Raw genomic sequence first — 24439 nt, 5'->3', positions numbered from 1 at the left:
GGGGGACCCGCCTACGCGGGAACGAGGCCGTCGGCCTCCTCGCGCAGCACGCGCACTTTGCCGAGCTGCGCCTCGAGGTCGGCGATCCGCTCCGGCCTGCGGTCGCCGTATTTCCCGTAGTTCTCCTCGGCCGAGCGCAGCGCCTCGTCCGCGGCGCGCGAGACCTCGGTCGCGATGTCGGTGAAGTGGTCGCGCAGCACCCGCTGCACGGCGCGCAAGCGGTTGCGCGACTCCTTGCCGACCTGGAAGATCACGTCGTCCATCAGGCGGGCCACCGCCACCTTGGCCTCGGCCCTGCGGCGCAGCTTGCGGTTCTTGCGGTCGTCCCACAGCGCGTTCACGCCCAGCAGCACGCCCGCACCCGCCGAATACCAGTTCACCAGCGACATGCCGAGCAGGCTCGTGGCCAGACCGACCATCAGGATGCCGCCGTAGGAACCGCGCAGACCGGTCAGGAACTGCTGGGTCACCCCGGCCTGCGCGCTTTCCAGCGGCTCCAGCGGCTGCACCGCTTCGAGCACCTCACCGGGGTCGGCCAAGCGCAGGTCCGGCAGGGGCGGCGTGCGGTTGTCGGCCGGGAACTTGGCGGCCACCTGCTCGCACAGCTCCATCGAGCGGTAGTGCGCCACGGCGAAGTTCTCCTCGACCGCCTCGCAGATGCGCGCGTCCAGATCGGCGCCGAATTCCTTCCAGCGGCGCGCGGGATCGGTCTGGGCGATCTCGGCCTCGGCGTCGCGGATCAGGCTGCGCAGCCGGTGGCGCAGGTCGTGCTCGATGTCGGCCATCAGCTCCGTCGCGCCGTCGACCAGCGTGACCTGCCAGTTCGCGGTGCGCTGGCGCAGCTGGTCGGCTTCGTCGCGCGCGCGGGCGAGCTGGTCGGTGATCTCGGCGCGGCGGCGGGGGTCGCGCAGCGCCTCGACCTCGGTGCGCAGGGTCAGCGCGAGGTGATCGCAGACCAGGCGGATGTCACCGACCGCGGCTTCCAGCGCCACCGCGTCCGCGCGAGCCACCACGTAGTCGCGCAGATGGTCGATCAGCTGCGGCACGCCGGATTCGATGTCGCGCTGGTAGTCGCCGGTCGATCCGGCCTGCCGGTGCAGTTCCGCGGAGACCGGGGCCACCGCGAAGCCGAGGCCCGCCGAGTCGAGCAGTTCCCGGTTGCGCTGCTGAGTGTGCGACCAGTGCGGAAACAGGTCGATCTTGTTCAGCACGCAGATCACGGTCGGGCAGATCTGCTGGATGCGCTGCAACTCGGCGATCTGCTCCACGGTCAGCTCGGCGCCCGCGTCGCCGACGTAGAGCACGGCGTCGGCCGCCGCGATCATCGACCAGGTGGTGCGATTGTCGCCCAGCGCACCGGGCGCGTCCATGACCACGACACCGTCGGCGAGCAGCGGGCTCGGCTGGGTGAACTCGGCGCGGACCACACCCTGGGCAGCCAGCGCCGGGCCGGGATCCAGCGGGTCGACCGACTGACGTTCGGTACGGCCGTACTCGGTCTGCCGCACCAGCGTCGCGGTCGGCTCCGGCCCGTACTCGACGATCACCGGGACGCTCAGATCGCTGTTCGTCGCGCTGACCGAGGCGCCGACCAGGCTGTTGACCAGCGTGCTCATGCCATTCTTCGGAGGACCGACGACCACGAGCCGCACCCGGGGATCGCTCACCCTGGCACGGACCATGCCCAGCCTGCTGCCCAGGTCGTCGCGTCCGGCGGATCGGGCCGTCTCCCGCAGCTCGTCGAGGATCCGAATGAGCGGGGCCATCGCGTCCGGGTGTTTCACGGTCGCGGCCTTCAGCCCGGCAGCGGCAGACAACCCTCCTCCTTACTTCTCGGTGACTTTCGTTCCGGTACCCCCTGCGGCCACTCCGCGGTCGTCGGAACCTCCGCGGCCCTGCTAGAGCAGGGAGATGTCCGAGACATCGGACGCATAGTGGTGCGTATCCACTATGCCCGACTCCGGTAACAGGGCGCCCGAGAGGCTGCCCCCGGAGGACAACGCCAGTGTGGAGTGGTCGTAGGTGTAGTCGGCGACCGGGTAAGCGGAATCGGCGGGGTGGTCGAGCGCCAGCGGCGCCGAGATGCCGTGCGGCTTGGGGTCGATCACCTGCGGCTTGATCGGCGCCTGGGTGGGCACGGGGGCGGTGTACGTCGGCGCGGACGGGGCGTGCGGCTCGATGGTGGGCGCCTGCGCGGGGGCGCTGTAGGTGGGGTCCGGCGCGTCGTATGTCGGCTGCGACGGCCTGCTCACCGTCGGCACGTCACCGGTGGGCAATTCGTGGGTCGGTACGTCGTTGGTGGGATGCGTGCTGTTCGACGTGCCACCGGTGCTCGGCCGTCCGGTGACGCCACCCGGCGTGGTCACGTCGTCGTCCGGGGTGGTCGGCGCGTGCGTGGGCGCCGGGGTCTGGGTGACCGTCGGGACCTTGGTGGTGGGCACGTCCGGCGCGGTGGTGACGCCGCCGTGCGGCACCGTGGTGGCGCCGGGGAGCTTCGTGACGTCCTGATCCGGCGTCTTCGGCACGGACGGGGTGGTGACGTCGCCGGGAACGGTCGGCGTCGGCGTGGTCTTGACGATCGTGGTGGGCGCGGTGACGCTCGACGCGGGCGACTGCGTCGGGTGCGACGGCTGCGGGTCGGTGACCGGGGCGGGTTTCACCGCGGGCGTCGGCCGAATCGCGTCGAACAACGCGGGGACGGTCGCGGCGGGAGCGGTCAGCACGGACGGGCCCTCCGGCGCGGCGATCACATTCGCGATCGGAGTGGAGGCGGCGTCGGGCTGGATCGTGGTCTGCAACGGGGTGGCCGCGACCACCGGCGCCGCCGCGACCGCGGCAGGCGCGGGCGCGGGCACCGCGGCGGCAGGGGCCACCGGCGCGACCGGCGCGACCGCTGCCGCGGGAGCGACCGGCGCCGAGGCGGCCAGCGGCTGCGCGACGCTCGTTGCCGCGGGCGCGCCCGCGGCAGGCGCGGACTGCGCCACGCCGGACGCCGCCGACGATTGCGTGGCGGACGCTCCCGACGACGTGAGCCCGCCGAGCAGCCCGGAGGGGCCGTTGCTCAACGCGTTCGGCTGCGCGGCCGCGCTGTCGGTGCCGTCCGGCACATGGATGCCGTCGGCCAGCCAGTCGGTGTACTCGTCGAGCTGGTCGCCGACGTGCCCGACCCCGACGTCCACCTTCATCTCGGAGGTGAAGTAGATCCCGTTCGGGCCGAGCCCGAAATCGACCGACCACTGGGTGCCGACGAACATCCCGAGATCGCCGCCCTGACCGACACCGTCGAACGGATCGCCCGCCGCGTGCGCCGCACTCGCGCCGCCGCTGCCGGGCAGGTCGAAGACGGTGGAGCCGGGCGCGACGAAGCCGTTCGCGCCGGGCAGGCCGAAGCCGTGCCCGGCCTGGCCGAGCCCGTGGCCGGGCAGTCCGAACCCGTGCCCGCCGGGCGCGTCGGATTCACTCATGGCGTCGGACCGGACGCCGGGCAGTGAGAAACCGTGGGATCCGTGGCCCTCGGTCCCCGGAATGGACAGTCCGCTGCCGGCCTCCTCGTCCACGCCGGGAATGCCGCCGAGCCCCGGGACGCCGCCGCCGGAGTGTCCGGGCAGTTGCATCCCATGCGCCCCGGACTCGCCGGGCAGCGTCGGCAACGGCATGCCCGCGTCGGTTCCGCTGTACTCCCCGCCGAGCGTGGGCAGCGATGGCGCGGAGTCCGCGCCCGGCAGGGCGAACCCGGGCGCGGGGCCGACCGGATTGGGAGCCGGATTGCCGTGCGCCACCGGAACGTTGGAGCCGTGCGAGGAGAACGGCGCCGGCTCGACGACCGGGTCGGGGAAGGTGATCACCGGGCTCGGCTGGTCCGGATCGGGATCGGTGCTGTGCGCCCAGCCGGTGTGCCAGCTGTCGAGACGGGATTCGCCGGGCTGTGCGGGAACGCCGCCGCCGTTGGCGGCCACCAGCGCCCCGCCGGTGACATAGGCGCCCGCCCGCGCGACCCGCGCGACGCCGGTGGCCACACGGTAGGCGGTGTCGCCCGCGCGCTCGGCGCCTTCGGTGTCGTCGTCGAAGGGCAGATCCCGCGTCATAGAAGCTCCACTCTCGGTTCGTCCAGCATCCTCACCGCGCCGGTCCGAGCAAGTGAAGATCACCCAACAGTATTTCGGGAATACCAACCTGTCACATTCTCCAGGTCTGGAGACAACGCGACTGTGGTGGGCAACACAACCCTGCCATCCGGATTACCGGATCGGAAGCCCTATTTCCGGCGGCTGTCCGGACCGCACGCAGTCTCGAATAGGCACCGCCACCTGGCCTGATCGAGCACGTGCCGAGCACACGGCAGCGGAACTGATGGAGCTGTAAAGGTTGCCGGCGGAGTGCCGAAGTCACGCTTTCCACCGTCGGACTCGACAAACCAGCCGTTCGGCGCTACGGACGTGCGGGGAGCGGACGCATTAACCGGACGGCTGCCGAACCCGGTCGACTCTCGCTGCGCCACTTTTCGGCTACGCCAGGGCCCGTCGGCGGGTGCACGTCCGTTACATGATTTCGCCGTGGTCAATGCCTCACTTTTCGGTCCGGCGCATCGCGTCACTGCCCAGCCGGGCGGTGGCCTGCCGGGCGCCGCCTGACCCGCGAATCTTCCGCCGCCGCGTTGCTCGGGTTCACCGCCCGGTATCGGGCCATTTCGCGCCTACACCCGCAGCCACCGTCGCGATCTCAGACTGTGGGATTAGATTGACCCCATGGCCGGACACCGAATCCTGGTCGTGGACGACGAGGTTCGCGTGCTCGCGTCGCTGCGGCGGGGACTGGAACTCTCCGATTTCGAGGTCGTCACCGCGGCCGACGGCGCCGCGGCGCTGAGCATGGTCCGCACCGCCACGCCCGACGCGATGGTGCTCGACGTCAACCTGCCCGAGCTCGACGGCGTCGGCGTGGTCACCGCGCTGCGGGCGATGGGCAACGACATCCCGATCTGTGTGCTCAGCGCCCGCACCGCGGTCAGCGACCGGATCGCCTGCCTGGAACGCGGAGCCGACGACTACCTCACCAAGCCGTTCGATCTGGGCGAGCTGGTCGCCCGGTTGAACGCGCTGCTGCGGCGCAGGCGCCGACCGGTGGACCGCCCCGACCGGGCGCGCACGGTCGGGCAGGTGCGGATCGACCCCGCCGGACGCCGGGTGCTGGTCGCGGGCGGGCCGGTGGAGCTGACCAAACGGGAATTCGATGTGCTCGCCCTGCTCGCCGAGCACATCGGGGTCGTGCTCGACCGCGAGCAAATCCTGTCCGCCGTGTGGGGCTACGACTTTCCCACCGACACCAATGTCGTCGACGTGTTCGTCAGCTACCTGCGACGCAAGCTGGAAGCGGACGGCGTACCCCGGGTGATCCACACCGTGCGCGGCGTCGGCTTCGTCCTCCGGGAGGAACCATGAGCGGATCGCCGTCGCTGCGCACGCGGGTAGCGGTCGTGTCGGGGGTGGTCGCGGCACTGGTCGCGCTCACCTTGACGATCACCTTCGCCGCCCTGCTCGGCGCCACCGGTGAGCGTCAGCTGGACGAGACCGTGTCGTCGATGGCGGTGCGGGTCGCCGGGCCGCGCGAAGCCGCTCCCGCGCAACCGGTTCCGCCGTCCGCGGCCACGTTGTCCCCCGAGCAGGCGCCCGTGGACGCCGGCAGGCCCGCCGACGCGGCGATCGCCCGGGTCGACGGGCTGCCCGGCGTGCTGGTCGCGCTCGATCCCGACCGCGACGTGGTGGAGGCGGCCATTCATCGCAGCCAGCGCGTCGGACTCGGCATCGGCGTGGCGGGCGCGTTGCTGGCCGCCCTGCTCGGCTGGTTCCTCGCCGGCTTCGCCGCACGCCCGCTACGTCGTCTGGCCGACGCCACCCACCGTATCGACACCCTGGAGGAACTGCCGCCGCTGTCCGGGCGCGGCGCGCGGGAAGCCGAGGAACTCTCCGACGCGATCACCCGCATGCTCGCCCGGCTGGAAGCCGCCCACCGTGCCACCCAGCGGGCGCTGACCGGCGCGCGCGACTTCGCCGCGGTCTGCGCGCACGAGTTGCGCACGCCGCTCACCGCGCTGCGCACGGACCTGCAAGTATTGGCCACCAAAGAGATTCCCGAACAGCAGCGCGGCGCGATCCTGTCCGAGATCCTCCTGGCCGAACGGCAGATCGAGAACACGCTGACCGACCTGGAACGTCTCGCGGTCGGCGAACTCACCGAACCGGACGTCTTCGAGCCGTTCGACCTCTGCGACACCCTGGACCGGGCGGTGCACGACGCGCGGCGCAGGCATCCGGGGGTACGGGTGGAACTCGCCGAATGCGCGCCGATCACGATGACCGGACTGCCGGGCGGGGTCATGCTCGTCGTCACCAATGCCGTCGCCAACGCCGTGCAGCACGGCGAAGCCGCGACCGTCACCGTCAGCGCACGCTCCGGCCCGCGGGACACGGTGGAGATCACCGTGGACGACGACGGTCGCGGCATTCCACAGGCGCTGCGCGGCGACGCCTTCGACCGGTTCGTCAAAGGCCCCGGCTCCCCCGGTTCCGGCCTCGGCCTCGCCCTGGTCCGCCAGCAGGCCGAACTCCATTCCGGCACAGCCGAACTCGACAGAAGTCCGCTGGGCGGCGCCCGCCTGCGCGTGCGGCTGCGCGCGGCGGGCTGACCCCTACTTCTTGTCCTTCGGCTTGTCCGACGCGGCGTCCGAGGACAGCGCGGCCACGAAGGCTTCCTGCGGGACGTCGACGCGGCCGATCGTCTTCATCCGCTTCTTGCCTTCCTTCTGCTTCTCCAGCAGCTTGCGCTTGCGGCTGATGTCACCGCCGTAGCACTTGGCCAGCACGTCCTTGCGGATGGCGCGGATGTTCTCGCGGGCGATGATCTTCGACCCGATCGCGGCCTGGATGGGCACCTCGAACTGCTGACGCGGGATCAGCTCGCGCAGCTTGGTGGTCATCTTGTGGCCGTAGGCCTGGGCGGCGTCGCGGTGCACGATCGCGCTGAACGCGTCCACCGCCTCGCCCTGCAACAGGATGTCCACCTTCACCAGCTGCGACTCCTGCTCGCCCGCCTCCTCGTAGTCCAGGCTCGCGTAACCGCGGGTGCGCGATTTCAACGAGTCGAAGAAGTCGAAGATGATCTCCGCCATCGGCATGGTGTAGCGCAGCTCGACGCGGGTCTCCGACAGGTAGTCCATGCCGCCGAGCTCGCCGCGGCGGGACTGGCACAGCTCCATGATCGAGCCGATGAACTCGCTCGGCGCGATGATGGTGCACTTCACCACCGGCTCGTAGACCTTGCGGACCTTGCCCTCCGGCCAGTACGAGGGATTGGTGACGACGTGCTCGGCGCCGTCCTCCATCTCCACCCGGTACACCACGTTCGGGGCGGTGGAGATCAGGTCGAGGTCGAACTCGCGCTGCAGGCGTTCGCGCGTGATCTCCATGTGCAGCAGGCCGAGGAAGCCGCAGCGGAAGCCGAACCCGAGCGCGACCGACGTCTCCGGCGTGTAGGTCAGGGCGGCATCGTTGAGCTGCAACTTCTCCAACGCGTCGCGCAGGTCGGGATAGTCGGAGCCGTCCACCGGGTACAGGCCGGAGTACACCATCGGGCGCGGCTCGCGATATCCGGTGAGCGGTTCGCTCGCGCCGCCGCGCGCACCGGTCACCGTGTCGCCGACCTTGGACTGGCGCACGTCCTTCACGCCGGTGATCAGGTAGCCGACCTCGCCGACGCCGAGCCCCTGGGTCGGTTTCGGCTCGGGCGAGACGATGCCGATCTCCAGCAGCTCATGGGTGGCGCCGGTGGACATCATCTTGATCTTCTCGCGCGGGGTCAGCTTGCCGTCCACGACGCGGACATAGGTGACCACGCCGCGGTAGGTGTCGTAGACCGAGTCGAAGATCATCGCGCGGGCCGGCGCGTCCGCCTCACCGACCGGCGGCGGCACCTGGGCGATCACCTGGTCCAGCAGATCGGCCACACCCTCGCCGGTCTTGCCGGAGACGCGCAGCACGTCCGACGGGTCGCAGCCGACGATGTGCGCCAGTTCGGCGGCGTAGCGCTCCGGGTCGGCGGCGGGCAGGTCGATCTTGTTCAGCACCGGGATGACCGTCAGATCCTTGTCCAGCGCCAGGTACAGGTTGGCCAGCGTCTGCGCCTCGATACCCTGCGCGGCGTCGACCAGCAGGATCGCGCCCTCGCACGCCTCCAGTGCCCGCGACACCTCGTAGGTGAAGTCGACGTGGCCGGGCGTGTCGATGAGGTGCAGCACGAAATCGGTGCCCGCGTGGTCGCCCGTCCGAGGCGTCCAGGGCAGCCGCACGTTCTGGGCCTTGATGGTGATCCCGCGCTCACGCTCGATGTCCATCCGGTCCAGATACTGCGCACGCATCTGCCGCTCCTCGACCACACCGGTCAGTTGCAGCATCCGGTCGGCCAGCGTCGACTTGCCGTGGTCGATGTGCGCGATGATGCAGAAGTTCCGGATCCGGGCAGGATCGGTGAACGTCGTGTCGGCGAAGCTGGCGGGCACTCCACTCCTCATGGGTATCGGCAAACTGCCGTCTATCGTCCCATGGTGCTGTGTTGGTTTTTGCAGCGCCTTCGACGCTGCGTGTTCGCGGCCCCGGGAAGTCTCGCGTCCGAGCGACCGAGACTCGCGACTGCGTCGCATGCGCTTCGGTCACTCGGACGCGAGACGGGCCGCGAACGGTGCTCGTAAGACTCGCACCCTGGCGGGTCGAGAGTGTGGTCGAGCTGCGGATGCTTCGGGCGCGCTGCGCCGTCCTCCGCTGCGATCATCACGCTCGGCCTCGGCGCACCTTGCCGGCGGGCAGGGAGCCGGACATGTCCGATCGGTCCCGGATCGGCGGGCACATCCGCTTCCATAGCTCGCTCGCGGACGAATGGCCCCCGCGACACAACGAATCCCACGCGGGTGATAAGCGGCAGGTGCGCCGTTATCCTCCTGAGATGGCCCGAAGTTGGAACTCTCTCGGCAAGCAGATCGGTCTCATCGCTAAGCAACAGGGGCCCAAGATCGTCAAGCAGCAGGGTCCCCGGTTGGTCGACCGGCTGGTGGGGTCGCTGGCCCAGCGGCGCACCGCCACCGGTGTCGCGGTGCGGCCCGCCGCGTCCACGCCGGTGCCGACCGCCGAGCGGGCGCGGCAGATCGTCTACTCGCCGCAACTGGACGGGCGGGCCGACCCCGGGGAGATCGTCTGGACCTGGGTGCCGTTCGAAGAGGACCCGAGCAACGGCAAGGACCGGCCGGTGCTGGTGGTGGGCCGGGACCGGCGCACGCTGCTGGGCCTGATGCTGTCGTCGAATCCCGAACGGGCGTACGACCGCAACTGGATCGGGATCGGCAGCGGGTCCTGGGACCACGACAACCGGCCCAGCTGGGTACGGCTCGACCGGGTGCTCGACGTACCGGAGGCGGGCATCCGCCGCGAGGGCGCGATCCTGCCCCGCAAAACCTTCGATCTGGTCGCCCACCGGCTCTGCGCCGAATACTCCTGGCACTGACCGCCGATGTCGCGCGTGCTCGGGCCGACCAAGATCGCCATGCTGATCACCGACGTCGGTTTCCTGCTCTACTGGGCGATCGCGTTCGCCCACGTGATCCCGCCAGAATGGGCGTACAAGGATTACACCGACCCGATCATCAGCGACTGGAACTATTCGTTCGTCGTGCTCGACCTGGCCGCGAGCGCCACCGGCTTGGCCTGCCTGTGCCGCTCGCCCGGTCGACGCACCCTGATGACCGTGTCGCTGACCTTGACCAGCGTGGCGGGGTTGCAAGCCATCGCGTTCTGGACGCTGCGCGGTGATTTCAGCCCTGTGTGGTGGGTGCCCAACCTCTTCCTGCTGCTGTTCCCCATCCCGGCGCTGGTCACCTTGGTGTGCACCGCACCGCAGGAGCGCGCCGCGAGCTGACCGCCGCGGGACGCGTTCGTTCAGGAGATCATGTCCCGGGAACGGCCGAACAGCAGTCCGTACAGCAGCGCGCCGAGCGCGCCGCCGATCAGCGGGAAGACGATGAACGCCCAGACCTGCCCCATCGCGCCGTGCTGATAGGGCGCCACGGCGAGGCTGCGGGCCGGGTTGACCGAGGTGTTGTCCACCGGGATCGACACCAGGTGGATCACCGCCAGCGTCACGCCGATGGACAGACCGGCCAGCGGCACGTCGGAGAGCTGGTCGGTGGACGACAGCACCACGAAGACCAGCAGCGCCGTGAGCATGACCTCGACGATGATCATGGCGGCGATGCCGAAACCGTTCTGCACCACCACCTCCCCCAGCGGCCCGCGGATCGCCGACGGACTGTGCTTGCCCCATCCGTTCGCCCCGAGGCCGTCGACGGACCGGTCGTACGACGGCAGGTTCTTGGCCAGCGCGAACAACACCAGACCGGCCAGGAGCCCGCCGATGAGCTGGGAGATCACATACCCCGCCGCGGACACGCCGCTGAGCCGGCCGAGCAACAGATGTCCCACGGTGACCGCCGGATTGACGTGGCAGCCCGAGATCGGCCCGATCGAGTACACGAGAAACATCAGCGACAGACCGAAGCCCAGCGCGATGCCGAGCGGACCGACCTTCTCCCCCGCCAGCACCGCGGTGCCGACGCCGCCGATCACCAGGACGAAGGTGCCGAGCGCCTCCGCGCCCCACTTCTTGCTCTCGGGCACCGGCTTGTTCTCGACAGCCTCTTCGACTACTTCCTGGGCCGTTGGAGACATCTGTCCACCTTCCGCGTTCCAGACATGTACTCGGACGAGTCGTGGTACCGCTTCGACAGCCAGCCGCATGAAAGCAACGGTTGCTAGGAGGACGCTACGCGAGTCGGATGATCTCTACAACGACTTCGATGCCGGTCGAGTCACACCTCCGGCCTGCTTAAACGGTCACGTGAGACAGGGAGCTGGCAGATTGCCGGGTGCCGCGACCGCATACCGTGGTGGCGTAGGTGGCGTTCCGAAGCACGGCGGTGCGCCGTGCGCCCGCCGACTCGGACGTCGCCCGGAGACGCCGCGGCCGGTCGGGTGTCGATTTCGCGAGCCGAAGGGTGACTGGTACCCTCGACCTTCGGCGCTGCGTTACCCGTTCTCCTCGGGCATGTCGCGCGCCCGACGAACTTTCCAGGACAGACCAACCAGACAGGAACACGAGGAACCGGCGTGGCCAACATCAAGTCCCAGCTGAAGCGGATCCGCACCAACGAGGAAGCGCGCAAGCGCAACCAGTCGGTCAAGTCCGCGCTGCGCACCGCCATCCGCAGCTTCCGCGAGGCCGCGGCCGCCGGTGACAAGGAAGCCGCCGCCGCGCGCCTGCAGTTCGCCAGCCGGAAGCTGGACAAGGCCGCCTCGAAGGGCGTCATCCACGCCAACCAGGCCGCCAACAAGAAGTCGGCCCTGGCGCTGGCCTACAACAAGCTCTGATTCACCCGGTACCGCGCGCCGGTACCGAGTTCGTGGTGTGACGCAGCCGTCGTGGCCTCGATGACCACGGCGGCTTTTGTCGTGCCCGGACGGCAACCGAGGCGCCGAAGCCGTTCCAGCTGGTGTTTCGACGTTCGGCCCGCGCCGTGTCGGAGGTTCCAGCTACCATTCCGCGCATGGTAACCGTGTATGCCAATCAGACGGTCGTTCGCGCCGAGGATCTGCCCGACGTGATCCGCGCGGCCGAGGTGCTCGGCTTCGGACTCAAGATCGAGAATGTGCTGGTTCCCGACGACGACGGCGGTTACTCGTTGGAGTGGATCGTCACCAGGGACGAGGATGTGCCCGCCTACGAGGAGTGGGAAGGCCGCTACGAGGACGCGGACGACGACGGCGAACTGGTATTGAGTTCCACCACGGAATAGCCCCAGGTCACGGCGCGGCGAGCGCGGCGGTGAGCCGGTCGAGCGCCGCCTGGGAGTCCGCGTCCGCGGCGCGGTAGATGATGATCCGCTGGTCGGGATCCTGTACGGGCATGAGTACCTCGTAGCTGACGACCAGCGGACCCACCACCGGGTGCCGCAGCGGCTTGTTCCCCCGTCCCTGCACCCACACGTCGTGGCGCGCCCAGGCCTGTTCGAACTCCGCGCTGTAGGCGGTGAACTCGGCGATCAGGTCGGCCAGTGCCCGGTCGTCCGGATGCGCAGCCCATGCCGCCCGCAGATCGGCGATGCCCTCGCGGATGATGCGTTCCCGCTCGACATAGAAATCCCGCATGCCTGGGTCGAGCAGGCACAGCCACATGGAGTTGCGCTGCCGTTCCGGCAGCGCGCCGAAATCGGTGATCAACGCCGCCATCTCCCGATTCCAGGCCAGGATGTCGTAGCGGTGGTTGACCAGCATCGCGGGCAGCGGGGACAGATCGCGCACCAGCATGGCCAGTGCGGGCGCGGGCGCCGTGCTCGGCTTGCCGCTGTCGGGCTGCCGTTGTCGCGCCAGGTCGAACAGGTAGGCGCGCTCGTCGTCGTTCAGGCACAGGGCCCGTGCCAGCGCGTTCAGCACCTCCACCGACGGCCGCAGGCCCCGCCCCTGCTCCAACCGCACGATGTAGTCGGTGCTCACGCCGGCCAGTTCGGCCACCTCTTCGCGCCGCAGCCCCGGCGTCCGGCGCGCCTGCCTGCGCTGCGGCAGGCCGAGATCGTCCGGCGTCAGCCGCTCCCGGCGGGCCCGCAGGAAGGCGGCCATCTCCTGCACTCGATCCGCGCCGTTACCGGACACCGCTCGACTGCGCGGGTTCCGACCTCCGGGTCCGAGGTCGCGGGGCTTGCTCGAATCCGCGCTGCTACCGGCTCCGCTGTGGTTGCGCGGGCTGCCGCCACCGGAGCCGAGGTCGCGCCGCTGGGCCGACTCCGCGCCGCTCCCCGGCCCGGCCTGGTCACGCGGGCTGCCGCCGCCGGACCTGGTGTCGCGGCGCTGTGTGGGGTTCACCGTGCCAGTCATCACCGTCGATCCTACGGCTGCCTAGGACTGGCCTTCCCAGGATGAGACTTCCCTTACTGACCTGCGCACGACGCTGAAGACTGGCTTCCGGCAACAAGGCATCGCGAAAACACAAGGAGCTGGACATGTCCGGAGCTCGCACCCTCGACACCTACCGGCTGCTCGGCCGATCGGGCCTTCGGGTGTCGCCCCTGTCCCTGGGAACCATGACCTTCGGCGCCGATTGGGGCTGGGGCGCGGACCGGGACGAGGCCCGCAAGATCTTCGACACCTATGTCGATCGAGGCGGCAACTTCATCGATACGGCCAATCAGTACACCAACGGCACCTCTGAGCAACTGCTCGGCGAATTCACTGCGGACAACCGCGAAAGTCTGGTGCTGGCCACGAAATACACCATGCTGCGCCGTCAGGGCGACCCGAATTCCGGTGGCAATCACCGCAAGAGCATGGTCGGCTCGGTGGAGGCCAGCTTGCGCAGGCTGAACACCGACTACATCGACCTGCTCTACTTGCACGCCTGGGATTTCCTGACTCCCGTCGAGGAGATCCTGCGCGGCATGGACGATCTGGTCCGCTCGGGCAAAGTGCTCTACGTCGGCATCTCCGACGCGCCCGCCTGGCAGATCGCGCGGATGCAGACCATCGCCGATCTGCGCGGCTGGTCGCCGCTGATCGCGCTGCAGATCGAATACAGCCTGATCGAGCGGACCGTCGAGCGCGACCTCATCCCGATGGCGCGGGAGCTGGGCCTCGGCGTGATCCCGTGGTCACCGCTGGCCAGCGGTGTGCTCACCGGCAAGTACAGCCGCGCCGACCTCGACCACCAGGCGGACGGCTCACCCGAAGGCAGCCGCAAGAACGTGGCCGCCGCCAACGGCTCGCTCACCGAACGCGGCCTCGCCATCGCCGACGTCGTCAAACAGGTCGCGGCCGAGATCGGCAAGACGCCCTCGCAGGTAGCGCTGGCCTGGACGCTGCGCGAGCCCGGAGTCACCTCGCCGATCATCGGCGCGCGCACGGCGGCGCAGTTGGAGGACAACCTCGGCGCGCTCGAGGTGGAGTTCGACGCCGCCCAGCTCGCCAGGCTGGAACAGGCCAGCGCCGTGGACCTCGGCTTCCCGCACGAGTTCCTGAACCGCCCGATGACCCAGAGCGTCACCTTCGGTGATCTGAAGATCGAAGGGCGCGCCTGAGCGACGCGCGCTATGCGGCGGTGCGAAGAAAAAATCGCACCGCCGCATCGGTCTGCGCAGGCACGGGCGTCTACGTGGATCCAGCCGAGGTGCACCACATCGCGGATCGCCACAGGCACTGCAGGTGCCGGGCATTCACGCTGCCGGAGCCGTCGCCACGGCGCACGCCGGTGATCTGCCCGCCGGGAGCATCACCGCGGAGCCCAAAAATGCTCGAGCCGATCTCATCCGCGATCCATTGAAGCGCGTTCTCGCGCAGACTGCCCGTCTTCGGTGAGCTGACGCGCGGACGGCTCAGTGATCCGCTCCGTTCCACTGCGGACCGAACGGATCGACGGCACGCGGTGGAACGCCGCTCCGGCCGAACGATCCGAACCGACCCCGCTCGACATGCGCCGCGCACTCCAGCCGAACGATCCGAACCGACCCCGCTCGACATGCGCCGCGCACTCCAGCCGAACGATCCGAACCGACCCCGCTCGACATGCGCCGCGCACTCCAGCCGAACGATGCCAACCAGCCCCGCTCGACATGCGCCATGCGCTCCGGCCGAGCGATCGGAACGGGCGTGGCTCAATCCGCGCCGTGCAGGTCGAGGATTCGGGTGAGGGCGTGTTCCAAGGCGTAGCCGGCGTCGGCGGCGCCGCCTTTCACGTCGGCGTTGAGGGTCGCGACGACCTGGAGAGCGGAGCCGATGGTCGCGGGGGTCCAGTTGCGGGCCTGCGCTTGCGCCTTCTTCACCTTCCACGGCGGCATACCGAGTTGCTGGGCCAGCTTGAACGGGTCGCCGCGCCCGACCGAACCGACGCGCGCGATGGTGTGCACCGAGTCGGCGAGCGCGTCGGCGAGCAGCACGTGCGGCACGCCGCGGTCGTTCGCCCAGCGCAGCGCCTCCATCGCACCGGGACGGTCCCCCGCCACCGCGAGTTCGGCCACGTCGAAGCCGGAGACCTCGGCCTTGCCCGAGTAGTAGCGGCGCACGGCCGCCACGTCGATCTTCCCTCCGGTGTCCGCGGCAAGCTGCCCGCACGCCGCCGCCAGCTCACGCAGGTCCGAGCCGACCGCCTCCAGCACCACTTGGACGACCTCGCCGGACACCCGCACTCCGGCGTTGCGGAACTCGCCACGCACGAACTCGACGCGCTCGGCGGCCTTGGTCAGCTTGGCGCAGTCGTGGGTGACGGCCCCGGCTTTCTGCAACGCGGGCGCGAGTGCCTTGGCCCGTCCGCCGCCGGAGTGCACGACGGCGAGCACCACGCCATCGGGCGGGCTCTGCGCAGCCTCGGTGATCACCGCGACCGCGTCTTTACCCGCTTCGGCCGCCGACTCGAGGATGATCACCCGGTCCTCGGCGAACAACGACGGGCTCAGTAGTTCGGCCAGCTCCGCGGTACTCGCGTCCCCCGCGCGCAAACGATCGACCGGCACCGCGTCCGGGTCCGCAGCCAGCGCCCTGACCTGCGCGGTGAGCGCGGCCAGCGCCCGCTCGATCAGCAACTCTTCTTCCCCGAGCACCAAGTGCACCGGCGCGGGCCGCTCGCTCACGACAGCGCCTCCCCGTTGCCGGAGGGCGTCGTGCTCGCGGGCTCTGCCGCCTTGCTCCATTCGCCGTGCTGGTTCACAGCCCGATCCTACGATCCATGACCGACACCTCACCCCCGCCACGGGTAGTCGTGGCACGCGAGACGAACCGGCGATCGTGGCTGTCCTAGCATCCTGATGAGGGCGAACCTCGGCGGGGTGCCAGCTCATCTGCTCGACCCGGCACCGAAGAGATCCCGCGCTGCTACACCCCGGCGCCGGGCGAGCGCCCGCGGAGTACTGCGAGGTGCCGCGGGCCTCCTTCACAGTGGCCGATCGCGGGGCTGCCGCCATCGCGCCAGTGGCGAGCCGTTCCGGTGCGGTGCACGTGAGCGAATCCCGCCTGCGATCCGGGCGTCCGCCGCTCATCGAGAACTCGTCATGCGCAGCTGCCCGCCGCCGCCCGAGACCACGATGTCGCCTTCCTGGTCGGTTCGGACCACCGTCGCGCCGAGGGCGGACAGGTCGGCGAGGACAGCGGGGGCCGGATGCCCGAAGGCGTTGCCCGCGCCGACGCTGACCAGCACCAGCCGCGGGCGCACCGCGTCGAGGAATTCCCTTGCGGTGGTGCGCGATCCATGGTGCGGAAGTTTGAGGATCTCCGCCTGGATGGGAATCCCGGCATGCATCAGAGCCCGCTGCGCGGAGGCTTCGATATCCCCGGTGAGCAGGATCCTGCCCGCGGGTGTGCGGGCGGTGACGACCACCGACCGGTTGTTGGCGTCCTCGGTTTCGGCGCCGGGGACCGGTCGCGGACCGTTCCGGCCTGGCGCGAGCACCTGGAGTTCGATCGACCCGAAACTCAGAACGTGTCCGGCCGACAATTCCAGCAGCGGCACTCCCGCGCTCCTGGCGATGGTCGCGACCTGCGCGAGACCCGAGCCAGGGGCGCGCGCGTCACCCGAACGCTCTTGCCTTCCGATCCCGTCTTCGCCGGGACGACAGCCGGGCGCATGTCGCGGTACCCGGCCAGGCTGATCGGCACCACCCGCCGAACGGCCATTCGCGCCTCGCCACTCCGGTAGAGAAGCTGGGTCGCTGCTCGCATGGCCTTTGGCGGCACCGGTGAAGCCGTCGGGATGCGCGGCCGGGGCGGCTGTCGGCACGGGAACGCACCCCAGCGCGGCTTCGGGAGCACCGCCTCCGGATGGAGCCCGCGGTGCGAGTGCCTCGAGTTCGTGGATGCCGACGGCGATCGCGTCGACCGCGCGGTCGTGCAGCGCGCCGCTGAGCCCGTCGATGTGGTCGGCGTGCGGATGGGTGAGGATCAGCAGGGGGATTCGCGAAACGCGCAACCGATCCAGGCAGGTGCGGATCGGACGTGGATTCGGCCCGACATCGATGACCACGGCGGCGCCGGGACCGACCGACAGCGCGAGACCATCACCCTGCCCCACATCGCACGCCGCGAGGACCCAGCCGGTGGGCGGCCAGCCTGGATGCCAGAGCCGTACCGGAACCAGGACCACCGCCACCCCGACCACGACCGCGGCGGCGATTCGCCGCGCGGCACGCGCACGCAATGCCACGATCACGCCGACCACGACGGCACCCGCGACCAGCCCGCCCGCCGGTCCGCCCGGGACCGCGAGGGACGCGCCGGGCAGGGCGGCCGCGTGACGGGCCACCCACAGCAACCACCACAGTGGCGGAACCGCGCAGCGCAGCACCGAGTCGGCCGGCGGCGACCACAGGATCGACAGCACCGCCCCACCGGCCCCCGCGACGGTGATCGGTGCGATGACCGGGGCGACCAGCACGTTCGCGAGCACCGCGACCAAGCTGAGCCGCCCGGTGAGCGCGATCATGATCGGCGTCGTGACCACGAAGGCCCCCGCGGACACGGCCACCGTCTCGGCGGGCACCCGCCACCATCCCCTGGCCCGCAGCCAATCGGCCCAGCTCGGCGCCAGCAGGATCAGACCACCCGTCGCGACGACCGACAGCGCGAACCCGGCGTCGACGGCGAGTCCCGGCCACAGGGCCAGCAGCGCGATGATCGCGGCGCACAGCGCGGGCAGCGCCTGCTTGCGGCGGCCGGTGAGCACGGCCAGCAAGGTGATCGCGCCCATCGCACCGGCGCGCAGCACGCTCGGGTCCGGCCGGGCGACGACGACGAACATGAGCAGCGCCGCGGCGGCGACGGCCGTCGCGCCCCGCGGCCCGAGCGTCAGCAGGCGTACGGCGAACAACACGACCGAGAGCAAAATGGTGAAATTCGCGCCGCTGACCACGGTCAGGTGTTGCAGCCCGGCGACCTTGAAATCGTCACGCAACTGATCCGGCAGCATCGAGGTGTCACCGACGACGAGCGCCGGTAGCAGTCCAGCGGCGTCGGGCGGCAGCGCCCGCTCAGCCGATGCCGCGAAGTCGGCGCGCACCGAATCGGCGGCGCGCTGCCACCACGGCAGCGGCCCGGCGGAGGTGGGCGCGCCCTGCGCATGCAGCGTGACGACCGTGAGGTCGGATCGGCGCGGCTTTTCCACCCGAGCACGGAACTCGATCGGCCCTCCCGGCGACAAGCCGCCCCATTCCGAGCCGGACGCAAGGACGACCACCGCGCCACCGGCGCGCACCGTCACCCCACCGCGCCGGTACTCGCGCAGATCTGCCCGGACCATCCACTGACGATCCGCACCGGACACTGTGGTGCGCAACGGTTTCGGGTCGCTTGCCGGAATGACCACCACACGCAGGGACTGCCCTGTCACCGTCCGCAGCGGATGCGTCGCCACGCGATGTTCCCGCCATGCGGCCGCGGCCGCGAATCCCGCTCCGAGCACCACGGCGGCGAGCGCCACCATCGCCACCGCGCGCCTGCGTTCGCCGCGGGGCGCGATCGCCCACAGCAGCAGCATCCACAATCCGATGGCCATCGCCGTCAACGCGACCGCCAGCGCGATCCCCGCCCGCCACCCCGCCGCCACCGCCACGATGGTCGCGCCCCAACAGCACAAGGCGGCGGGCAACAGGCGAGCGTCCAGTGCCGCACCTGCGCCGGGCTCCTCCGGCGCCGCGCCGTCCCCACGACCTCGAGCGGCTCCGACGCCTGTACCGGCCTTCGATCGCGTATCGGCGCCCGACTTCCGTCGGAGCAGTTCGAGCAACGCCGCGGCACTCATACCCGCACCAGATCACGCAGCCGGGCCAGGCGGGCGGGGCCGATGCCGTCGACCTCGCCGAGCTGCTCGACGGAGGTGAAACGTCCGTTGGTCGTACGCCAGCTGACGATGGCCCGCGCGGTGACCGGGCCGACACCGGGAAGAGCATCGAGTTCGGCCTCGGAGGCCGTGTTGAGATCGATCCGGCCCGCCGGGCTCGAGGGACGGCTCGGCGCGGCGGCGGACCCGGTGGACGGACGCCCGCCCGCGCCGATCGTGCCACTGCCGTGCTGCGGCGCGCCCGAACTCGGCACGACCGGCCCGACCAGCACTTGGTCGCCATCCGACAACCGCTGCGCCAAATTCAGGCCGGTGGTGTCCGCGCCCTCGCTCGGGCCGCCTGCGGCGGCGAGCGCGTCGGCGACACGCGCACCTTCGGGGAGCCGAACCAAACCGGTGCGGTGGACCAAGCCGACCACACTGACGACCAGCTCGGCCGTCGGCGGAGCGGGATCGACTCGCCCCGGTTGCGCCCCGGCCGCAGTCGTCGGGGCGGCAGCGCCGGTGGTCGCCAAGGTGACGCTCTGCCCGACCGGCAACGGCGGCACCGGATGCGTGACCGGGCGCTCGCGGAACACGACCACACCGGCGACAACCATCGCGGCGATGCCAGCGAACGCGAGCGTACGGACCCCGCGACGACCCGGATCGAGCCGGGCACCCCGGAATCGTTCCGGCACGAGGCGGTGCAGCCGATTCGCTGCGGGCGCCGAATCCTCCAGCCAGCCGGGCGACCGGACGCGACCGACATCGTCCTCGGCTTGCGGGCCCGGCGCCGGATGACTGGGCAACCGCACGAGATCCCATTTCCCCGCCGTGCTCGAACGTGGTCCGGGCGGTGCTTGACCCGCCGCCACAGCAGTATCGGAGGCGTGACCAATCGTCCCCGACCGGCGGTCATCGTCCTCGAATGCGGTTGTGCGGGAATCCACCACCGTTCCGACATCGGGTGCGAGCTGCGTCTCGCCAGCCGCGCGAGCGAAACGAACGTCAGGCGGAGTTGGGCTGGCCTGCCACCCGATTCCCCCTGGAGACGAGACCTTTTCATCGCGTGAGGTGTCCGCCGCCTGGACTGGGGCCGCGAGGCTGGGGCTATCGCGCTGTCCGGTCGCTCCCACGGGGACGCCACGCGGAGACGGTGTGGTCTCCCGCCCAGACGGTCCGTGCTCCGTTTCCGGCCCGCCCGCCCCGGCCGTCATGCTCGCGCCGACCCGGGCGGTCAGCTCACCCAATCGCCTTCGTACCCGCTCGCGTTCGTCCTGTCGTGACATGGCCGCGACGGTAGTGCGGGACCGCACCGGAAAGATCGGCCCGACCAGCGCGTTCGACGAATCTGTTGACAACCGCCGCCCTGTGCACAATTCGCACCGGAGCGTGGCGCCCTGCCAGGGACACGCCGTTACTCTTCACAGAAGAGCCTCGCCGAAGCGGAAACCGGGCAGTCGACAGCTATGCGCACAGCAGCATTCGGCGGTTCACCCCGATGATGTCGCGGCGGAGCGTCCGGCGACGCGCCTCAGCCCAGATCCTTGGCGAAGCAGTTCGACAACGGCAGTACCTCGTACGGCGCGAAGATCGGGATTCGGTGGTAACCGCTGCGTTCGTAGAAGCGGACGGCCTCCGGTTGCAGGTGACCGGTTTGCAGGATCAGGCGGGGGCGTCCGGCCGCGCGGGCGGCGTCCTCGGCGGCGGTGAGCAGCAGGACCGCTGCGCCCGAACCGCGGTGCGCGGGACGGACGAACATGCGCTTGACCTCGAGTTCCTCCCCGTTCCACCGCAGCGCGGCATGGCCGACCGGGCCGTCCGAATACGCTACGAAAGTGCTGTGCACAGTGGCCGGATCCACCGCGTTGGGATTCGTGGGCAGCTGCCTGGCCAGATGCGCGTAACGCGGCCCGACCTCGGCGGCCATCTCCGCGCGCAACGTCACCGCGTCGGGATGGTCCCAGTCCACCGAGGTGACGGTGAGCGGCGTGCGGACCGGTGGCTGCGCGGAACTCATGCTCCGACGCTAGCCGTACGCCGGGCGACACACCCGCATTCGGATCACCGAGATCATTGGCGGCCTGGAACTCTCGCCTGATCAGTGACACCCGCCGGGGACGACGAGCACGCCGAGCGCCCCCAACCCCAGGTGCACCGCCAGCGCGGGCCCGAACTCGGCGACGACCAGTTCTTCCAGGCCGGGAACGAGTTCGCGTAACTGACCCGCGATGGTCTGTGCCGCGTCCTCGGCGCCAAGATGCTGCACGGCCACCGCGGCGCCGTCCTCGCCGGCCGCGTCGACCGCCGCGGCGACGAGTTTCGCGTACGCCTTGGAACGCGTCCTGACTTTCTCCCGCAACTCCAACCGGCCCTCGACGATGTGCAGCAGCGGCTTGGTGACCAGCTCGCTGCCGAAGAACGACGCCGCCGAGGACAACCTGCCGCCGCGGCGCAACTGTTCGGTGCGATTGACCAGGATGAACGTGCGGGCGCGCGCGGCGGCGGCGACGGCCGCGTCGTAGACCACGTCCAGTGGCGCCCCGGTCTTGGCTCGCCGCGCGGCGGCCAGCGCGGGCAGCCCGGTGGCCAGCCCGGCCCCGAGCGAGTCGACCAGCCGGACGCGGTGGGCGGCGTCCATGTCGCGCACGGCCTGCCGACCGGCCTCCCAGGTGCCCGACAGCTGGCGGGAAATGTGCACCGCGACAACGCCGTCCCCGCCGCTTCGCTCCCAGGCCCGCTCGTACACCTCCCGCAGCTCGCCGGGTGATGCGGCCGAAGTGGTCACGGTGTCGGAGGCATAGTCGATCTCGACCGGGTCGACGCCTTCCCGCATCGCCCGGTCACCGACCAGGACGTGCAGCGGGACGACGGCGATATCCAGCTCGTCGAGGTGTTCGGCAGGGAGGCTGGCGGACGAATCGGTGACGACCACGACTGCCACGGACTACCGGACCTCCTGCAGGGTCTTGACCATCGCGTTGGCCACCGCCGTGTGACCGTCCCAGCCCCAGTGGATGCCGTCGGGGTTCGCCTCGCCGGAAAAGATGTTGTCGCGCACCGCCTCGCCCAGGTCGACCAGCGGCACCGAGGTCCGGCCGGACCAAGCGCGCAGCGCCTCGACCGCCCGAGGCCGGCCGGAGTGCACGCGACCGTAGGCCGCGCAGTCGTGCACCGATGGCAGCACCGCCACGACGGGCAGGTCGGGCCGCAATTGCGCCAGCGCCGTACGGCACTGCTCCAGATAGTCGACGCTCACCTTGGGCGGAAGCGCCACGGGCCTGCCGAGTTTCGAAAGCTTGGGTTGCAGCCAGTTGTAGGTGGCGCGGACGACGCGGCGCAGAGCGGGCGGGCGCACATAGCGGATCAGTTCGCGCAGTGCGGTGGGCAGCGGGGAGGGCAGCGTGTCCATGCCGCCGACGGCGAAGACCACCGCACCCGCGCGCGGCACCGCGGCCCATACCCGGGGATCGCCGATCAGCGCCCAATAGGCGTCGCGACAGGTCCAGCCGATCCGGGCGACCAATTCGACATCCCAGTCCAGCTCGGCCCCAACGAGATTGGGCCAGATGCGCGGATGGTCGGCGGGCAGCCCGCCCTTGGGCCCGAAATAGGCCAGGGAATCGGCGATCACCAGCAGCACCGGGCGCGCGGCTTCCCGCGTTTCGACGGGCTGGTCCGCGGCAGCGGAAGCAGGCTCGCCCGAACCGAGTCCCGCTTCCCCGGTCACAGCGGACCGAGTCGTCGTGGCGGACTCGAACACAAGGTCGGCCGGCGCTGGCGATGCGGGGATCGCGTCTGCCACCGACCGGTCCGCCACCGAGGCGACCGATTCCTCGGACACCGCGAGGAACCGATCCGCCACTGTGGCAGCCGATTCGGCGATCGCGTCGGCCGCCCAAATGACCGATTCCCCCGGCGCTGCCACGGAACCATCCGCCGCCGGAGCAACCGATTCGCCGGGCGCTACCGCAGACCGATCCGCCACCGGAGCAACCGGTTCCGCCAGCTCTGCCACAGAACCATCCGCCGCCGGAGCAACCGATTCGCCGAGCGCTACCGCAGACCGATCCGCCCCTGTAGCAACGATTTCCCCCACCGCTGCCACGGAACCATCCGCCACCGAAACGTCGTTCGTAATGCCGACAGGCGAGGGAGCGCCGCCGACGTGCACCTGGGGCGGTACCTCGGTGACGATATCGCCGGAACCGTCGTCCTCCGCGTCGGATTCCTCTCCGGACGCCGACCCGCCGCCGGATTCGCCTGCCGCGCCGGAAGCTTCGCCGGAGGTGGCCTCGGGTTCGCGGGAAGCCGGTGGCGGACCGCCGAACAACGCGTCGGGCAACTGCCGTTCCGGCCGCGCCGACACCTTACGGAACAGTTCGTCCGGGACCGATCTGATCGGCTCTTCAGAGGACATCCGGTGCTACCTTCGCCGCTGCGTTCCACACATCCAGACGCCAGCCGGGCTGTTCGATGCTCGGGCCGTGGCTGCTGAGCTGCACCCAGCTGGTGTTGGCCAGTCCTCCGAGGATCGGCCAGTTCTGCGGCGGCAGATCGAGCAGCGCGGCCGTGAGGGCGGCGATCAGCCCGCCGTGCGCCACCAGGATGATAGTCCGGCCCGGCCAGTCCTGTCGCTCGGCCAGCAACTCCTGCACCACCGGCAGCGACCGCGCTCCGACCTCGAGTTTGCTCTCGCCGTTGGGCGGGGTGTAGCGCGCGTCCAGCCGCCACGCCATGCGCGCGCCCGGATAGTCGGCGTCGACTTCCAGGTGGGTCAGCCCCTCCCAGTCACCGAGGTTGGTCTCCCGCAATCTGACGTCCGGCACGACGGTGAGCCCGGTGTGTTCGGCCAGAGCCGTCGCGGTGTCGAAGGCGCGGCGCAGATCCGAGGAGTGGATCGCGATGGCGTTGCGCGAAACGAGTTCGCGCGCCGCCTCTTTGGCCTGCCTGCGGCCGAGTTCGGTGAGATCGGTGTCGATCTGGCCTTGCATGCGGTCGGTGGCGTTCCACTCGGTTTGCCCGTGGCGCAACAGGATGAGGGTGCGCACGCCGGCATGTCTGCTCACGATCGCGCCTCGTCCTCCGTCGCCGTGGCGCGCGAATCCGGCGCGGCACCGGTGATGCCTTCGACCGGCACCACGGGGCAGTCCTTCCACAGACGTTCCAGCGCATAGAAATTGCGCTCGTCGTTGTGCTGGATGTGCACGACGACGTCGACGTAGTCCAGCAGCGCCCAGCGGCCCTCTCGGGTGCCCTCGCGCCGGACCGGCTTGTGCCCGGCCGCGCGGAGCTTCTCCTCCACGTTGTCGACGATGGCGTTGACCTGACGCTCGTTGGGCGCGGACGCGATCACGAAGCAGTCGGTGATCACCAGTTGCTCCGACACGTCGAGCACCACCACGTCGGACGCCAGCTTCTCGTCCGCGGCCAGCGCGGCGACCTGCGCGATCTCCACCGACTCGGTCGACGCGGTCATGCCAGCACCTCCCGGGCGCTCGGCGCGGCCGCACGCGCGGCTTCGTCGATCGTCGGCTCGCTCATGCCCGCACCT

General features: G+C 70.4%; 20 protein-coding genes. 7 read left to right on the top strand and 13 right to left on the bottom strand.

Annotated elements, in window-relative coordinates; all coding sequences use genetic code 11:
- Positions 1-11: 11 nt before the first annotated feature.
- On the bottom strand, positions 12-1817 hold the full coding sequence (locus tag U3653_RS05950) for a dynamin family protein (RefSeq protein WP_195077584.1): 1806 nt from the start codon (positions 1815-1817) through the stop codon (positions 12-14).
- An 81-nt stretch (positions 1818-1898) separates the two neighbouring features.
- A complete protein-coding gene (locus U3653_RS05945; protein WP_195077583.1) occupies positions 1899-4085 on the bottom strand; it encodes a hypothetical protein in 2187 nt (728 codons plus the stop codon).
- A gap of 660 nt (positions 4086-4745) precedes the next feature.
- Here U3653_RS05945 and U3653_RS05940 point away from each other — a divergent pair.
- Together U3653_RS05940 and U3653_RS05935 are read left to right on the top strand one after the other, a co-directional pair.
- A complete protein-coding gene (locus U3653_RS05940) occupies positions 4746-5438 on the top strand; it encodes a response regulator transcription factor (protein WP_195077582.1) in 693 nt (230 codons plus the stop codon).
- The gene (locus tag U3653_RS05935) at positions 5435-6682 is read left to right on the top strand and encodes a sensor histidine kinase (RefSeq protein WP_195077581.1); all 1248 of its coding nucleotides are present in this window, start codon (positions 5435-5437) and stop codon (positions 6680-6682) included. Before U3653_RS05940 ends, U3653_RS05935 begins: the two co-directional genes overlap by 4 nt.
- A gap of 3 nt (positions 6683-6685) precedes the next feature.
- Here the strand turns inward: U3653_RS05935 and lepA are convergent, their stop codons facing one another.
- Positions 6686-8563: a translation elongation factor 4 gene (gene lepA / locus U3653_RS05930; protein WP_067811521.1), complete on the bottom strand. Its 1878-nt coding sequence runs from the start codon at positions 8561-8563 to the stop codon at positions 6686-6688.
- Positions 8564-8991: 428 nt separating this feature from the next.
- On the opposite strand from lepA, the gene U3653_RS05925 reads away from it, so the two are divergent.
- Both U3653_RS05925 and U3653_RS05920 read left to right on the top strand, forming a co-directional pair.
- A complete protein-coding gene (locus U3653_RS05925; RefSeq protein WP_195077580.1) occupies positions 8992-9546 on the top strand; it encodes a type II toxin-antitoxin system PemK/MazF family toxin in 555 nt (184 codons plus the stop codon).
- 6 nt (positions 9547-9552) lie between these two features.
- Positions 9553-9957: a DUF5360 family protein gene (locus U3653_RS05920; RefSeq protein WP_195077579.1), complete on the top strand. Its 405-nt coding sequence runs from the start codon at positions 9553-9555 to the stop codon at positions 9955-9957.
- Between the two features lie 20 nt (positions 9958-9977).
- Here U3653_RS05920 and U3653_RS05915 read toward each other — a convergent pair whose 3' ends face one another.
- Positions 9978-10766 carry an aquaporin gene (locus U3653_RS05915; RefSeq protein WP_195077578.1) on the bottom strand — a complete coding sequence of 263 codons (789 nt, stop codon included), beginning with the start codon at positions 10764-10766 and terminating at the stop codon, positions 9978-9980.
- 438 nt (positions 10767-11204) lie between these two features.
- Here U3653_RS05915 and rpsT point away from each other — a divergent pair, with 438 nt between their 5' ends.
- Both rpsT and U3653_RS05905 read left to right on the top strand, forming a co-directional pair.
- Complete coding sequence (rpsT, locus tag U3653_RS05910; RefSeq protein ID WP_067810479.1) at positions 11205-11465, top strand: 30S ribosomal protein S20; 261 nt, start codon at positions 11205-11207, stop codon at positions 11463-11465.
- A gap of 176 nt (positions 11466-11641) precedes the next feature.
- The gene (locus U3653_RS05905) at positions 11642-11890 is read left to right on the top strand and encodes a hypothetical protein (protein WP_067810480.1); all 249 of its coding nucleotides are present in this window, start codon (positions 11642-11644) and stop codon (positions 11888-11890) included.
- Positions 11891-11897: 7 nt separating this feature from the next.
- Here U3653_RS05905 and U3653_RS05900 read toward each other — a convergent pair whose 3' ends face one another.
- Positions 11898-12965: a helix-turn-helix domain-containing protein gene (locus U3653_RS05900; protein ID WP_323123909.1), complete on the bottom strand. Its 1068-nt coding sequence runs from the start codon at positions 12963-12965 to the stop codon at positions 11898-11900.
- Positions 12966-13090: 125 nt separating this feature from the next.
- Between U3653_RS05900 and U3653_RS05895 the strand changes: the two genes are divergently transcribed.
- A complete protein-coding gene (locus tag U3653_RS05895; RefSeq protein WP_195077577.1) occupies positions 13091-14161 on the top strand; it encodes an aldo/keto reductase in 1071 nt (356 codons plus the stop codon).
- 573 nt (positions 14162-14734) lie between these two features.
- Here U3653_RS05895 and holA read toward each other — a convergent pair.
- The 8 genes from holA to rsfS form a co-directional block, all read right to left on the bottom strand.
- The gene (gene holA / locus U3653_RS05890) at positions 14735-15706 is read right to left on the bottom strand and encodes a DNA polymerase III subunit delta (protein ID WP_323123910.1); all 972 of its coding nucleotides are present in this window, start codon (positions 15704-15706) and stop codon (positions 14735-14737) included.
- 401 nt (positions 15707-16107) lie between these two features.
- The gene (locus tag U3653_RS05885; RefSeq protein WP_323123911.1) at positions 16108-18711 is read right to left on the bottom strand and encodes a ComEC/Rec2 family competence protein; all 2604 of its coding nucleotides are present in this window, start codon (positions 18709-18711) and stop codon (positions 16108-16110) included.
- A 149-nt stretch (positions 18712-18860) separates the two neighbouring features.
- The gene (locus tag U3653_RS05880) at positions 18861-19502 is read right to left on the bottom strand and encodes a ComEA family DNA-binding protein (protein WP_397069938.1); all 642 of its coding nucleotides are present in this window, start codon (positions 19500-19502) and stop codon (positions 18861-18863) included.
- 917 nt (positions 19503-20419) lie between these two features.
- Positions 20420-20905 (bottom strand): GNAT family N-acetyltransferase, encoded by a 486-nt coding sequence (locus U3653_RS05875; protein ID WP_195077574.1) that lies wholly within the window; start codon positions 20903-20905, stop codon positions 20420-20422.
- An 81-nt stretch (positions 20906-20986) separates the two neighbouring features.
- Positions 20987-21829 carry a DegV family protein gene (locus tag U3653_RS05870; RefSeq protein ID WP_195077573.1) on the bottom strand — a complete coding sequence of 281 codons (843 nt, stop codon included), beginning with the start codon at positions 21827-21829 and terminating at the stop codon, positions 20987-20989.
- 3 nt (positions 21830-21832) lie between these two features.
- Positions 21833-22528 (bottom strand): diglucosylglycerate octanoyltransferase, encoded by a 696-nt coding sequence (gene octT / locus U3653_RS05865; protein ID WP_195077919.1) that lies wholly within the window; start codon positions 22526-22528, stop codon positions 21833-21835.
- Positions 22529-23294: 766 nt separating this feature from the next.
- On the bottom strand, positions 23295-23957 hold the full coding sequence (locus U3653_RS05860; protein WP_067810516.1) for a histidine phosphatase family protein: 663 nt from the start codon (positions 23955-23957) through the stop codon (positions 23295-23297).
- The gene (gene rsfS / locus U3653_RS05855) at positions 23951-24364 is read right to left on the bottom strand and encodes a ribosome silencing factor (RefSeq protein WP_195077572.1); all 414 of its coding nucleotides are present in this window, start codon (positions 24362-24364) and stop codon (positions 23951-23953) included. Before rsfS ends, U3653_RS05860 begins: the two co-directional genes overlap by 7 nt.
- Positions 24365-24439 lie beyond the last annotated feature (75 nt).

It is taken from the genome of Nocardia implantans (assembly GCF_035544775.1).
In the GTDB taxonomy this organism is placed as follows: domain Bacteria; phylum Actinomycetota; class Actinomycetes; order Mycobacteriales; family Mycobacteriaceae; genus Nocardia; species Nocardia implantans.
This window is presented reverse-complemented; position numbering and strand designations above follow the sequence as displayed.